Origin of the sequence: Burkholderia paludis (assembly GCF_000732615.1) — a bacterium.
GTDB lineage: Bacteria > Pseudomonadota > Gammaproteobacteria > Burkholderiales > Burkholderiaceae > Burkholderia > Burkholderia paludis.
In genome coordinates this window covers 177,181-190,212 of record NZ_JPGL01000011.1, presented here as the reverse complement: position 1 = coordinate 190,212, position 13,032 = coordinate 177,181, and the positions used below count along the sequence as shown (strand labels likewise).

Here is a 13,032-nt window from a genome sequence, read left to right as displayed (position 1 = left end):
AGACTGATGTTGACCGGTTTTGCGAATTTCAGATGAATTTTCTGGTAGCACGCTATGTGTCATGGCTTCCGCGAGCAAGATAGGAATGCAAGAAAGCTCTGGCCGACGCAATAGCGCGGCAGCAATCCGTGAAGCGCGCAAGGTTCTTCTACGCCGTTGAATGTCCGTACGAGAACGAGATGATTGGAAGTGTTGGGTATACGCTTCGCGGTTCGGATGCGGCTGATTGTGGATGGTTCTTGTTACCGGCCTATTGGGGAAAAGGCTATGCGGTGCAGGCAGTTCGTGAGCTACTCATGCTTGCGTTTGGTGCAGGTGGAATCACGAGGATGACAGCCTGGTGCTCGGTCGAGAATCAAGCCTCTGTTCGCGTAGCCGAAAGATGTGGATTTCGCCTGACTTCGCAGATTCAGAGTCGAGCGTGCTTCGAGATCCGGACGGAGGAGTTCCATTGCCTGGAGAAATATGACTAGGGCGCTCACATTGCAAATGACTCGGATCGGACCAAGCCTGCCGTGTATGTCCACTGACGAGAACGTCGAATAGTCATACATGGTCGGAAGTTGCCACCGGCTCGGCTGATCCCTGGCGATGACTTCGGTGACGGGCCACTTGCCGTGGCCCGTCCGTCGCATCACCGGTACAGCGTCACCCACTGATCGTGAGATACGCGTCTTTGTTCCCGTACATGGAACTCGTCACCGGTGACACCAACGCATTGCGATTGCTTTCCAATTGTGCGGCAGCCTGCGTGTTCCCATTAGCCTTCAGCCTTTTGATCGTGGAGTCGTAAAGCGCGATGGACTTGTTGTAGGCTACCTCGCAGGTATTCCCGGCGATCATGGCCAGGTCAATCGCGATGTCGCAGTCACAGAACGCCGGTGATTCCTCTACGTTGATGATAAACGGCAAGTTGTACCCAAAAAATGCCACGGCACCTGCAGTCACCATTGCCCTTCCCAGGCCGGGAGACGAATCTGTTCCCGCAGCGCCGGTATTGCAGGCGAAGAAGTGGATGATTCTCCCGCTGACTTCCTGTGCGGAGAATTTCGCCGCACCGAACGTCGCAAGTACCTCCTCAAGCGGACCATCGTTCCCGCTCACATACCAGCCCATCAGGTAGGTCGGCTTGCCGTGCCCGGCGCCACTTACGTACCCCTGGGCAAAGCCCGACATCGCGTCGGCGACTTTGGCGCGTTTCATCTGTTCGCCCACCAACTGCTGCTGAACCTTGTTGAAGGTGCTCGCGGTAACCACCGGGTAAAGCTTCTTCTTGCGTTGCTTGTATATGAGTTGCGTTGCCCGATCGGCTTCAACGTTGGCGTCCATCAGCAGCAACTTGCCCGCGGCGACCACGAAGCCGGCCATCCCGGCGGTCTGTGCAGTGGCAACAGGAAGATTGCCTGTATCGAACACGGTGAGAGCCTGATTTGCAAGACTGGCCTCAACGCCCGTAAAGGCCACGAGGCCGGCTAATACGGCAGGTATGGCAGCACCACCGGAGGCTACGATCACACCGGCCACGACGGCACCAGTGATAACGCCCACGGCGACCGCAGCGATCGTATCCCACAAACTCCACGAAAGTTGCGCCCGCGCAGTCATCCCATCCGTTACCGCGTACCCATGTCCACTCACGCCCTGGAACAACGGCGCAAGCGTCTGCTCACACGTTTGCACCACACGGGAGGTCGGGACCGTTTGCGTGAAAAGATGAAATGCCGTCTTGGACGGAGCGGTTACCCGCACAGTCCATTTTCCGGCTATAGGGTTCGTAACCATGACGGCCCAAGGTTGGCCGTTGCGGGTCAGGACAAACAGGCCGTCCGTGTTCGCGTCCTGGTTGTAGGCATTCCCGAGCGGATCGGTGAGGACCACCTGCGCCCCACCGGGAAAGGCGGGAACGTCCTGGTTTGCCAGAATCGACATGCCGAAGGAACGCGAGCCGGTTGGCACTGATACATCACGAGCAAGCGTCACCGTCATGTCCGGCGTGTTCTGGTCCGGCATATTTGCGATGGAGCAGAACGTATAGGCATTGTCCCCCGCTACCCACATGCAGTGCAGGCAATACTCATAGGTGACAGCACCCACACTGCGAGCCGAATTCCGATGGGGCGACAGGTCGGCCGTCGTGTCATCGAGTGTCCAGTAACCCTGAAGATTTGCCTCCGAGCCGGTAATCCGGGCAAATGCGGCGCTAACAAGCAGGTCGCCCCTTAGCGCGGTATTCCAAACGCTCACGTTCATCAGATTCCCCAGGAACTGATTGTGCGGCTCCTGATACTGCTGAGTACAACCGATTGTGAGCGGCAGGTTGTTGTTGACGTTCAACGGCGGCGCTGCGTTGCCGGAGGCCGTCACCGAAACGGCGACTCCATCGATGAAGATGGAAAGCTGCGCACCGGTTCGAATCCCTGCGATCGTATGGCAGTCTCCATCCAGAATCGACGACGGAGCGGAAACGACCTGGTAATAGCCGAAGCCGTTGTCGGTCGCAAACTTCACCGAGCCGTCCGGATTGACGACAAGCAGGAACCCGCCGTTGCCCGAACCACCCGCGGCGCCCTTCCGCGCGACAGCCGTTCCGCCTTTGACCGAACTGATCATGGTCATGACGGTGAAGTCACCGGTTCCAAAATTGAAAGCTTCGCTCGGCGCAGTCTGAAGAGAGGCGCCGGCCACGAGGTGTGCACGATACATGTTATGGGTTCCCTTGCTGTGCGGCTTCTTCGTGAGTCATCTCAATGGCGCGCAACTCAACTTCCATGAGATGCCGGCCAATATCGCTTTGGGCTTCCAGCTCTCGAATCGCTTTGTCGCGATCGACGGTGCCCTCGGTTCCGTAAACGATGTCGCTCCATTCCCCCGCAAGCCAACGGGCTTTTACGAGGGCAATCTTCTGGGCGACTGACAACTGCGCAGGGGGCAGTACGGCGCTCGGATCCCGCCGGCATTCGGCAAGAGTCAGAATGGCTCCGGACGCTTTATGAAGGCCCGCGGGCAACTGCAAATGACGTGCTAGCGCTTCGTGCCTCATACGCTCGACTCCTTACGCCCCGACAGACTGGAGAAATATTTCCTCATGATTCGTCATCCTTATTGTTTACCATTGATATGGTATCGACTTCATTATTTACAGGAAATGTTGCCCGGACAATCTGATACGTTTTTGTGACGCGATGACACTAAAAGCACTCACACTGTGTGATTTGGAATCCAGATAGTCAAGCGTGACACTGATGAAATCCAGTGATTTTTGATTAAACCGGTGAACCACTATTTTAGGGGCTGATCGACCCGGTTTTCGCCCTAAAATCTTCTATAGAGTTACCGGCTGCAATTGAGTGTCACGGACTGGAAGTTGGCGTGCGCTCTCGCACAAGCCTGACAACTCCGGGCTGCGGAGCGGGTATGCGCAAAACCACTGCGTACGCGAAGTTTCGAAGGCGAGCAATTTTGCTGCCACCATTGGCAGCATTCCGGCGCGGCCGTGGGACCTACTTGCCCACCATCAAATCCGCCCGATAGATTGGGGCAGAATCAGTGATTTACGTAGGGACATAAGGCAACATTCGAGAAAGACGAGATGCAATGTTCGATGTCATTTCCAATAATCGAACAATTATCCAAATCGATGATCTATGGTTGTATTTGGTTTTGTTAATTATCGCACGTTCTATTTTGCATAAAATCTTCTACTCCCGGCTATCGAATCTCCGTCACCATGCCAAATCGCCTATTCCCAAGGCCTGCCTACATTCGATGAAACGTGTTTACATCGTGTCTTTTGCACGGCGCTGTCGCATAAATCAGGCACGAGGACGCAGTGGTGCCTTTTTTCATGATCTCACTCGATGTCGATGCGGACGGACTGCGGGCGGGCGTGTTCAGGTGGGCTTGCATGGTCGCCGTGCTTCTCCTTTCCGGGTGGTTGAGCGGCTTGCGACGTGATGTCGTGCAGCCGATGGAAAGGAGAATACGAACAGGGAGATATTTACGAATTGGAAGTGTTCGAAACCCACCATTGCACAATTGCAATGATGGGTGGCCGCTTCATTGCGGCTTTGACCATCGCCACGCGGGATCGGAAAGATGCTCGGCGAAGTAATCGGATAGCGCCGCCACCTTCGCAGGCCGTGCACGCGCCGACGGCGTGACGAAGTACAGACCGCCCTTTGTCAGCGACCAGTCCGTGAGGATCGCTTCGAGGCGGCCATCGGCCAGATACTCGCCCGCGATGAATTCGGGCAGCTCGGCGATCGCCAGGCCCTCCAGCAACGTGGGCACCAACGCATCGGAATTCGTCACGCGCAGTGGGCCGGTCGGCATCACCGGTTCCTCCTCGCCCGCGTCGTTCGTGAAGCGCCAGACATCGCTACGCGCGCGATACGCGTACGAGAGGCAGGGTCGGTCCGCCAGTTCGCGCGGGTGAGCGGGCCGCCCCTCGCGCTCCAGATATTCCGGCGACGCCACCACATATTGCGTCACCGGGCACAGCCGCCGCGCCACCAGCGACGAATCGGGCAATGCGGCAATGCGCAGCGCGGCGTCGAAGCCATCGGCGACCAGATCGACCGATGCATCCGATAGATGCAGGTCGATCGACACCTCCGGATACGCGCGAAAGAACCCCGGCAGCAGCGGCGCGACCCAGCGCAGCCCGAACGACATCGGCACCGCCAGGCGCACCAGCCCGCGCGGCTGCACCGACATTTCGCGCGCCGAGTTCTCCGTTTCTTCCGCCTGGCGGTAGATCTCGCCGGCCTTCTCGCAGATCGAGCGGCCGAACTCGGTCAGCGAAAGCTGGCGCGACGTGCGGTTGAACAGCCGCGCGCCCAGCCGGTCCTCCAGACGGGCCACGCCGCGCGAGACCGTCGCCACCGACACCCCCATCGCACGCGCCGCCGCCGCGAACGATCCCTCCTCGGCGACCTTCGCGAACATCGCGAGTCCTTCGAAATCCGGCAGTCTCGGCATGTCCCCTCATCTTTTCATTTATGCAACGTTGGATTGCAATCAATTCTATTTCGAAAGGATTGGGCCGTCGATATTCTTCTCACATCGCAGCACGCAACACCGAACCAGCCAACGCCCACTTCTACCGAACGAAACGAAAGGAGCACTACCATGACACGCAAACTCGACAACAAGATCGCACTCGTTACCGGCGCAACCAGCGGCATCGGCCTTGCCACCGCCCAGCGCTTCGCCGCCGAAGGCGCGCACGTCTACCTCACGGGCCGTCGTCAGGCCGAACTCGACGCCGCCGTGAAGAGCATCCGCGAAGCGGGCGGCGAGGCGACCGGCGTACGCGTCGATTCGACGAAGCTGAACGAGCTCGACGCGCTGTATGCGCAGATCAAGGAAGAACAGGGGCGCCTCGATGTGCTGTTCGCCAACGCAGGCGGCGGTTCGATGCTGCCGTTCGGCAACATCACCGAAGAACACTTCGACGACACCTTCAACCGCAACGTGAAGGGCGTGCTGTTCACGGTGCAAAAGGCACTGCCGCTGCTGGCCAAGGGCGCGTCGGTGATTCTCACGGGTTCGACGGCAGGCAGCGCGGGCACGGCGGCGTTCAGCGTGTACTCGGCGTCCAAGGCTGCGGTGCGCTCGTTCGCACGCAACTGGATTCTCGACCTCAAGGATCGCCAGATCCGCGTGAACACGATCAGCCCGGGCGCGACCCGCACGCCCGGCCTGCTCGATCTTGCCGGTGACGATGCTGCCCAGCGCCAGGGGCTTGCCGATTACCTGGCAGCTCAGATCCCGATGGGACGCCTCGGCGAGCCCGGCGAGATCGCAAGCGCGGCGCTGTTCCTGGCCTCGGACGACGCGAGCTTCGTGAACGGCATCGAATTGTTTGTCGATGGCGGCCAGCAGCAGATCTGAGTGTGGCCCGGGTGCGGTGGACGCGGTCTTTGACGCTCGCCAATCCGCACCCGGCTCACTCGAGCCGAACTCCGTCATGATTGAACATCGGGCTTTTTTGCACTTGGCACATTCCGGCACGGCGGAGTCGACGTGATCCGCTTTAGGAATTCTGGACCGATCCGAGCGCGAGTTTTGCGGCAAACTTGACCCTGAACCAGGAGGTGGTTTGTCATGAAACGGAAACGCTTTTCGATCGAACAGATTGTGGCGGTACTGAAGCAAGCCGAACTGGGCATGCCGGTGGCCGATGTGATTCGGCAGGTCGGTATTTCGGAACAGACGTTCTGTCGGTGGAAGAAGCAATACGCCGGGATGCAGTCTGATCAAGTGCGCGAACTTAAGCAGCTGCAGGAAGAGAACGCGCGGCTGAAGAGGCTGGTCGCCGAACTGAGCTTGGACAAGGCCATCTTGCAGGACGTTGCATCAAAAATGTATGGTCCGCTCCGCGCTGAGGAGAAACGTGGTGGATTTCGCGCTCGGCACGTTTCGTGATTTGTTCGTAGGTCGGATTCGTCATAGGTCTCTCTGTTTGCATGTAGAGATTCGGTGACGACGCACTCAAAAGCCGTATTGGTCGTCGCCCCAGCGCCGCAGCACCTGGTAGAAGTGCAATGCCGCTAATGGGAGTTAGCGGCATTGAAAGTGCGCCACAAAATTCGGGCCGCATCCGGGTACGAGCCATTGCTGCGTGAGCCGCCGGTGGAAGTGAGCGACTGTTCCGGTAGCTTCATTGGTTGCTCCTGCTTTCCGGTTCAACTGCGTCTCGACGATCGCGCAGTCCCAGTCGCTCGGCTCGCTATCAGTGACGATCGTGCGGGTTCACAGCTTGTCCGCCTCAGACGCGACGCGCGTCTCAGAGTGGCGGCCGGCTGCGATCGGCCAATATCGGCCCTTCGACACGTTGAGCAAAATCGTCGACAATATCTGGCACGTTTTGATCGTATCGGCAACCAACCTTGGTTCGAGGAGCGACGATAAAAAGATGCCACAAACGATCTACTGTTGGCGCTGCAAAATGGATGTACCGATGCTCACCGAAGACGAGTGGCAGTTGGCTAATCCGGAAGCGTTGCTTGAGCAGATAAAGCAATATCGAAGAGAGACGGGGGCATCTTTAGCGGAGGCCTATCGGAACAACACGGGTCTTCCGGCTCTGGTGGCCTACGAACACATTACAGGATTCCGTGAGAGCAATGCAAACGCATTGATGCATCACCGCCTTAAGCTATACGGTCCTGCATGCACTGCTTGCGGTAAACCGCTTCGCACGCCTATCGCGAGCTTTTGTGCCGCGTGTGGCGCAAGTCGTGCAGACTGACTCACATTATTTGTGACTGCATTCACGGCAGAGTTGCGTATTTGAACGGCTGTTTTGCGGGACCGTCAATGACGCAATCGGGTCGACAAGGGAAGTTCGCGTCGAGATCGGGCAGGCGGCTAATGGGCGTCGGCCGAACTTCCGGGTTCGGCCAGATGCGGCCATTCGACACAGACACTGGCACCGCCCCTGTTGGCGACGGCGCGATGGATTTGTGGGTGGCGCTCGACAAGGTGTTCCCGCAGGTCCGTCATCAGCGTTGCTGGTTCCACAAGATCGGCAACGTGCTCAACGTCATGCCGAAATCGCAGCATGCCAAGGCAGCGCTCGCAGAGATCTGGAACGCGGCGACGCGCGCAGACGCGATCATCGCATTTAACCAGGTCGTCGACACCTATGCGGCCAAATATCCGAGGGCCATCGAGAAGCTGGCAAAGGGTCGTGCCTCGCTGCTCGCGTTCTACGACTTCCGGGCCGAGCATTGGCAGCACGTGCGGACCACGAACCCGATCGAGTCGACGTTCGCGACGGTACGTCACAGCACGTCGCGCACGCGCAACTGCCTGTCGCGCGCGACGTTCCTTGGCGTGCCGATCATGCTGATCGAAGCAACTGAACAGTCGTGGCTGAAAATTCTCAGTGCCGACAGGATCGAGCTGCTCCTGAAGGGCGCGCCCTTCAAAGACGGAATCCCTGTGATCGAGAGCACGCCAGCTCCTCAACCGCTGGCCGCCTGATCATGCGAACCAGTCCGCGCACACCAGATTTGACAATCGCTTTGAGGTAGTCGCGTAAGATCTAGGAGTGCTCCGAAACCGCCGCAATCGCTGTTGCCTTGCACCGCCCAACTGACAAAAGAATTGACCATGATTATTGATGGAAAATTGAAGCTGCTTGTTCGCGTACTGATTACGGGCTTTGCGATGTTTGGGTTTGTGACGTCCAGCTACGCTGCGGATGCGGGCCGGGATTGCAAAGGGGACGTGACCGTTCTGTTTCTTGCGAATATCGACCATGGGAACGGAATGACGCCCGACCAGGCATTCGAGCAACTTTCTCCAACGTGGCAGGGGGGCGAAGACGAGGATGAAGTTGATTGGGGCCGGCTTAAGCGGCTGATTCATCTTGCATACGCCGACCGCACATATAGTCAGTTTGGCAGCGAGAGTTTTGCCACGCGCATGAGCAACACCTGCGGGACGAAAAACAGCTTTGACCCCTTCAATTGGAACGGCAAGTTTCCACCGGGGTACTCACATTGATTGGTGTTCTGCGTAAGCGATTTGAAGGCTGTTCGGGTATTGTTAGGTTGACGCCGAAGTCGAAAATACACTGGAGTTCGGTGTCGTTAAAAGCTGGCTCCGGCACTCCAAGCTACTGGTAAAACCAAATTTCGACGGTTATAAACATAAACTGCAATAGAACGCGCACGGCCGTGTGTTTGCTCGCGCTCTTATTCTTGCCAAAGGTTGGAGCGCAAGGCGTGAGGACCGAGACGTTGCCTTGGCACCGAAGCCATCAAGTACTTTCCTACGGTAGCTGTGGATGTGCCGATAGTTGCTGGGTCGCGACGTTACGCGATACTCGGACTCACACAAAGGTGGCAACCTTACGCTGTGATTGCGCGGAGGCATTTTTTTCCAAGAGTAACGGGAAGGAACAGGTATACGCCCAAACCTGTGCGGCCTTTGAGGGCAATGACAAATTCGGCCGTATTGTTCAAACCATGGAAGCTTTAACGCGCTAACACTGGGATAGGCCCGCTATACAGTGCAACGTTCGTGGCGAATGCTTTGAACGTCCGTTTTGCGAAAACACGACCATCCTTTGTGGGTCGCAAGCAATGCCGCGACCGGCAGAGATCGGCCAGGAAGCGTCACTCGCACCTTCTGTTGAATCGGCAGTTGCATGTCACCTCCGGGACCCATAGCGGACAATAGATAAGCAACGCGTACCCGCTATATGACAGGAACATCATCTCGTTCCATTGCAGTCGCAATGATCGACCAGGGGTCTTAACCTAAGCATGAATTGACTAGCGCAGCCACAGTAGGATTGTGGTCTGCCTTCCGCCACACCAATGAGACGTCGTATGGCACCGGCGTCCCGCTGCCGACGAGTCGCCTGAAACTCACGCCACCCGCCTCCGCTGTCGCGAGCGGCTCCGGCACAAGCCCAACACCGAGCTTCGCCGCCGCGAGCCCGATAATCGTGTCCATTTGCATCGCACGTTGTACAACACGCGGAGTGAATCCGGCTATAGCGCACGCGTTGAGGATCGTTGCGTACAAGCCAGGCCCCTCCGTGGGAGGAAAAAGTATCCATGGCTCGCGTGCAAGCGACGCGAGTGATATGGGGCGTCCAGACGGCTTGGCCAGAGAGTGTTCCGTAGATATGACGGCAACCATGCGACTCTTCAACAGCTTGCGCTGTGCAATCCGCAGTCCAAACTCCGAGCCAAGAGGTAGCACCACGATCCCGGCGTCGAGGCGATCTTCGTCGAGCGCAGTCAACTGCTGTCTGGTAGTCGCCTCAGTCAGATCAAGTGCCACACTGGGATGCGTCTGTCGAAAGCGCGAAATCAAGGGCGGCAGCACGTGCCGCGTAGCGCTCGCCACGAAACCGATCCTGATGGAACCGATAAGCCCATGCGCCGCCCGCCGCGTGAGCTCGACGGTTCGCTGTGCCTGCTCCAGCGTTCTGCGCGCCTCTTCACGGAAAACCTCGCCTGCCGCAGTCAACGACGTTACACGATTGCCGCGTTCCAGCAAACGTGCGCCCAATAGTGATTCCATTTGCCTGATTGCCGCCGTCAGTGGTGGCTGGGCCATGTTGAGTCGCTCGGCGGCGAGCCGATAATTCATAGTCTCCGCGACTGCCAGGAACTGTTCGAGTTGTCGAAGGGTGAGGATAGCCATACGACAAGAGTATCAGAGGACACATTCAATCGTATTGGACGTATCGCGCTTCCAGCTTTAATTTGTACGGAATCGAACGGAGGCAAAAAATGGCGGAGCAAAAACATGCAATCGTGACAGGCGGTGCGAGTGGCATAGGCTTGGGCATCGCGCGCGCATGCGTCAGCGCTGGCTATCGTGTGACGATCATCGGGCGAAACGTCCAACGGCTTCAAGAAGCCATCGCGACGCTGGGGCCCACTGCGACCTACCAACGTGCCGACATTGCAAAGCGCTCGGATGTCGAGACCGCGCTTGCTGGCGTTGGCTGCGTAGATCTGCTGGTTAATGCAGCAGGGTTTATACGTCCCGTAAGCCTAGACAGCGCGCTCGACCAAGCAGAAGTGGAGTGGGACGCCGTGATCGAGACTAACCTCAAGGGTAGTTTTTTAATGGCGCACAGTGTCGCGCGACGGCTGCCTCGTCCGGGTGGGCGGATCGTCAACATCAGTTCGATCGGCGCGCAAACAGGCGGTAGCCGCCCGGGGGGGCTAGCCTACGCTGCAGCGAAGGCCGGTTTGCACGGCCTGACGTTTGCGCTCGCGCGAGAATTGGCACCGCACGGCTGCACGGCCAACGCGATCGCTCCTGGCTTCATCGCGGGGACCGGATTCACCGGGTCGTGGCCCGAAGAGCGCGTCGCTGCCATCGTCGCTGAGACGCCTGTTGGCCGGCCCGGCACGCCGGACGATGTTGCCGCTGCGGTGCTCTGGCTAGCATCGGAAGCTGCGAGTTTCGTGACCGGTGCTGTGATTTCCGTCAATGGAGGCTGGCGAATTGGCTAAGTGATTACAGCCACCTGCGTTGAATTTTCCGGCACTTCAGTACTCTCACGAATGTCTCATCGGAACCAGCATGAGTCGGCGTCGGCTCGGAACACTGACAGACCGCTTCGGGTCGACTGCGGTCCACCACATCGGGCGGCAGTCGGCCAATCGACTCGATCGCCTGGATCATCGACGATTTGCATCGTTGCCGTAGGCGCATCCGACGATGCATTCGTGATATCGTGATTTCAGAATCACCGCCTCCAACCATCTACCGTGAAGCGGGAAAACCAAGGCCTGATGCATACCGTCAATATTGTCCGAAATCGCCCGGATTTTCGATGTTTCATCGATCTCCTGTACGGTCGCGATCGAAATGTAGACACGGATGGGAACTCGTATCCGGTCAACAGCAGACTCTGGACGCGCTTGTACATACGTGACAGGGAAAGCAACGCCCCTTGTGTCGAGATTTCAGCAACCAAAACCGATCCCGCCATCTTTTCAATCACATCAGACTCTCCGGAATTGGAAGAGTTGGCTGCAGTCTATCTATTTCTTACGAGCGGAGAGTCGATCAGTTCTTCAGGGAACCTTTTGGCGGCGTCGGACATTGAACGACTCAGGTCGAAATACGCTCACGAACTTCACCGTGGCGACCAGTCTGTCTGGCACCAGTCTTCGGATACACTACCCTATCCGAACCAGTGCTTGCCAAGCGACGGAACATTGCCGGCATCGTGACGGGAACCCATCATTCTGCGTACTCGATCAAGCTACGTTCGATTTGGCCAATGCGATAAATGCGGGGATCTCCATCTTGTCGCTTGCGAAGGCCGTGGAGTCTTTGCGCTCGGGGCGACGATGCGTTGCCGGCCGTTCCCAATGATGGAGCGCGGTAGCCATGTCATTTACTCTACCATTCGTCGAATCTGCAGCGCTCGTTGAGCGCTTCAGTGCGGCGGCTCCGGGGAATGGCGAAAGACCGCTGAACCTGAATAGTTGAAAATCGGTGACGCGGAAAGTAGCGATCAATCTCGCAATTCAGATAAAGGGAACCTGGTGTGAGCTACGACTTGGGCTTCTTCACATACAGAGACGGCCAGACACTTCATGATGTCCGAACGGCATATCATGAGGCATGCGCTGGCGACTTGACCAACGAGGGCGTCACCGATGCCACGCTCGAGAGCTTCGTTGCTGCATTAGAGCGGCAGTATCCACAGCTTTCCGCACTGCAAGACGATCAACTGGATGACAGCCCATGGTCATGTGACTTCGACCTTGGAACTCACCATCTTGTAATCAGTATGACTTTCAGCAAAGCCGCGGAGGTGGGTGCTTTCATTCACCGCTTGCTAAGAGACCATTCGCTGGTAGTCTACGATCCGCAGTCGGATAGTGCATTCGTCGAGAATCAACCGTTGGTTTGAACTGATCCCCGGCACCAGGAAAAGCGTCCGACGCAGCCGTCCGACATCATGGGACGTCTCGCACGATCCAGCTTTCCGGTCTGATTCCGAACTCCGACTCGGCTTCCCGTCTCGCAACCGCGGCATTTTCGTACCAGTGGTCGCCTTCGATTGACCCGCTCTCGTAGGCAAAATAACGAATTAGCAAAACGCCCAACCCGCAACCCTCGATTTCGACTGCATCGAGATACGGGGAGTCAGCACAGCTGACTCGCGCAAAGTAGATGCGTCTTTGATCGTCGGGATTGAGCGCTTCCATCACAAGGGATATCAATACTGGTGTCCTGCAGGATATATGCTGCGTGGCAAGGCCTGCGCCTGACTATTACGCAGACGGTGCCCAAGACCCTGGGCGCGGTCGGCATTACCCACTGGTGCCCCTGACGGGGTGTCCTTCCCCACGCAGCGAAGACAGTATATCAACCTGGCGAAGCTGGCTGAATGGCTGGCTCGCGCCGAACGAACGATCCGATTCGTTGCGCGTGATCGTCCGCTAACCAGTAAGCCAAGAGGCTCCTCCGGGTCGGCTGCGGTCTGCCACATCGGGCGGCAATCGGCCATGAAGAAACACACGGCATACC

Annotated in this window: 10 protein-coding genes and 2 pseudogenes; 9 read left to right on the top strand and 3 right to left on the bottom strand. The window is 57.7% G+C overall.

The window, feature by feature from the left end:
• The first annotated feature begins 98 nt into the window (after window positions 1–98).
• The gene (locus GQ56_RS47200; RefSeq protein WP_081894860.1) at window positions 99–473 is read left to right on the top strand and encodes a GNAT family N-acetyltransferase; all 375 of its coding nucleotides are present in this window, start codon (window positions 99–101) and stop codon (window positions 471–473) included.
• Between the two features lie 175 nt (window positions 474–648).
• Here the strand turns inward: GQ56_RS47200 and GQ56_RS39225 are convergent, their stop codons facing one another.
• Complete coding sequence (locus tag GQ56_RS39225) at window positions 649–2,703, bottom strand: LamG domain-containing protein (RefSeq protein WP_081894859.1); 2,055 nt, start codon at window positions 2,701–2,703, stop codon at window positions 649–651.
• Between GQ56_RS39225 and GQ56_RS44095 the strand changes: the two genes are divergently transcribed.
• Window positions 2,702–2,914 (top strand): hypothetical protein, encoded by a 213-nt coding sequence (locus GQ56_RS44095; protein ID WP_152601690.1) that lies wholly within the window; start codon window positions 2,702–2,704, stop codon window positions 2,912–2,914. The genes GQ56_RS39225 and GQ56_RS44095 overlap by 2 nt on opposite strands.
• Window positions 2,915–4,056: 1,142 nt before the next feature.
• Here GQ56_RS44095 and GQ56_RS0108120 read toward each other — a convergent pair.
• Complete coding sequence (locus tag GQ56_RS0108120) at window positions 4,057–4,980, bottom strand: LysR family transcriptional regulator (protein WP_031398182.1); 924 nt, start codon at window positions 4,978–4,980, stop codon at window positions 4,057–4,059.
• 150 nt (window positions 4,981–5,130) lie between these two features.
• On the opposite strand from GQ56_RS0108120, the gene GQ56_RS0108115 reads away from it, so the two are divergent.
• The 5 genes and pseudogenes from GQ56_RS0108115 (at window position 5,131) to GQ56_RS0108095 (ending at window position 8,517) form a co-directional block, all read left to right on the top strand.
• Window positions 5,131–5,895, top strand: coding sequence for an SDR family NAD(P)-dependent oxidoreductase (locus GQ56_RS0108115; RefSeq protein WP_031398181.1), 765 nt, complete (start codon window positions 5,131–5,133; stop codon window positions 5,893–5,895).
• Window positions 5,896–6,108: 213 nt separating this feature from the next.
• Window positions 6,109–6,366: pseudogene (locus GQ56_RS0108110) on the top strand (transposase); the annotation flags it as partial.
• A gap of 301 nt (window positions 6,367–6,667) precedes the next feature.
• Window positions 6,668–7,255 (top strand): hypothetical protein, encoded by a 588-nt coding sequence (locus tag GQ56_RS46220; RefSeq protein WP_200877979.1) that lies wholly within the window; start codon window positions 6,668–6,670, stop codon window positions 7,253–7,255.
• A 191-nt stretch (window positions 7,256–7,446) separates the two neighbouring features.
• Window positions 7,447–7,992, top strand: a pseudogene (locus GQ56_RS0108100) (IS256 family transposase); the annotation flags it as partial.
• 129 nt (window positions 7,993–8,121) lie between these two features.
• Window positions 8,122–8,517, top strand: coding sequence for a hypothetical protein (locus GQ56_RS0108095; protein ID WP_031398178.1), 396 nt, complete (start codon window positions 8,122–8,124; stop codon window positions 8,515–8,517).
• Window positions 8,518–9,270: 753 nt separating this feature from the next.
• Here the strand turns inward: GQ56_RS0108095 and GQ56_RS0108090 are convergent.
• Window positions 9,271–10,173 carry a LysR family transcriptional regulator gene (locus GQ56_RS0108090; RefSeq protein WP_235212661.1) on the bottom strand — a complete coding sequence of 301 codons (903 nt, stop codon included), beginning with the start codon at window positions 10,171–10,173 and terminating at the stop codon, window positions 9,271–9,273.
• Window positions 10,174–10,262: 89 nt separating this feature from the next.
• Between GQ56_RS0108090 and GQ56_RS0108085 the strand changes: the two genes are divergently transcribed.
• Together GQ56_RS0108085 and GQ56_RS0108080 are read left to right on the top strand one after the other, a co-directional pair.
• Window positions 10,263–10,997: an SDR family NAD(P)-dependent oxidoreductase gene (locus tag GQ56_RS0108085; protein WP_031398176.1), complete on the top strand. Its 735-nt coding sequence runs from the start codon at window positions 10,263–10,265 to the stop codon at window positions 10,995–10,997.
• 1,046 nt (window positions 10,998–12,043) lie between these two features.
• Complete coding sequence (locus GQ56_RS0108080) at window positions 12,044–12,412, top strand: hypothetical protein (RefSeq protein ID WP_052001127.1); 369 nt, start codon at window positions 12,044–12,046, stop codon at window positions 12,410–12,412.
• The last annotated feature ends 620 nt before the right edge of the window (window positions 12,413–13,032 follow it).

Excerpts from the sequence above, each read along its gene's own strand:
- GQ56_RS0108095 (WP_031398178.1), top strand. The coding sequence starts at position 8,122 with ATGATTATTGATGGAAAATTGAAGCTGCTTGTTCGCGTACTGATTACG.
- GQ56_RS0108120 (WP_031398182.1), bottom strand. The coding sequence starts at position 4,980 with ATGCCGAGACTGCCGGATTTCGAAGGACTCGCGATGTTCGCGAAGGTC.
- GQ56_RS0108090 (WP_235212661.1), bottom strand. The coding sequence starts at position 10,173 with ATGGCTATCCTCACCCTTCGACAACTCGAACAGTTCCTGGCAGTCGCG.
- GQ56_RS0108085 (WP_031398176.1), top strand. The coding sequence starts at position 10,263 with ATGGCGGAGCAAAAACATGCAATCGTGACAGGCGGTGCGAGTGGCATA.
- GQ56_RS0108115 (WP_031398181.1), top strand. The coding sequence starts at position 5,131 with ATGACACGCAAACTCGACAACAAGATCGCACTCGTTACCGGCGCAACC.
- GQ56_RS39225 (WP_081894859.1), bottom strand. The coding sequence starts at position 2,703 with ATGTATCGTGCACACCTCGTGGCCGGCGCCTCTCTTCAGACTGCGCCG.
- GQ56_RS44095 (WP_152601690.1), top strand. The coding sequence starts at position 2,702 with ATGTTATGGGTTCCCTTGCTGTGCGGCTTCTTCGTGAGTCATCTCAAT.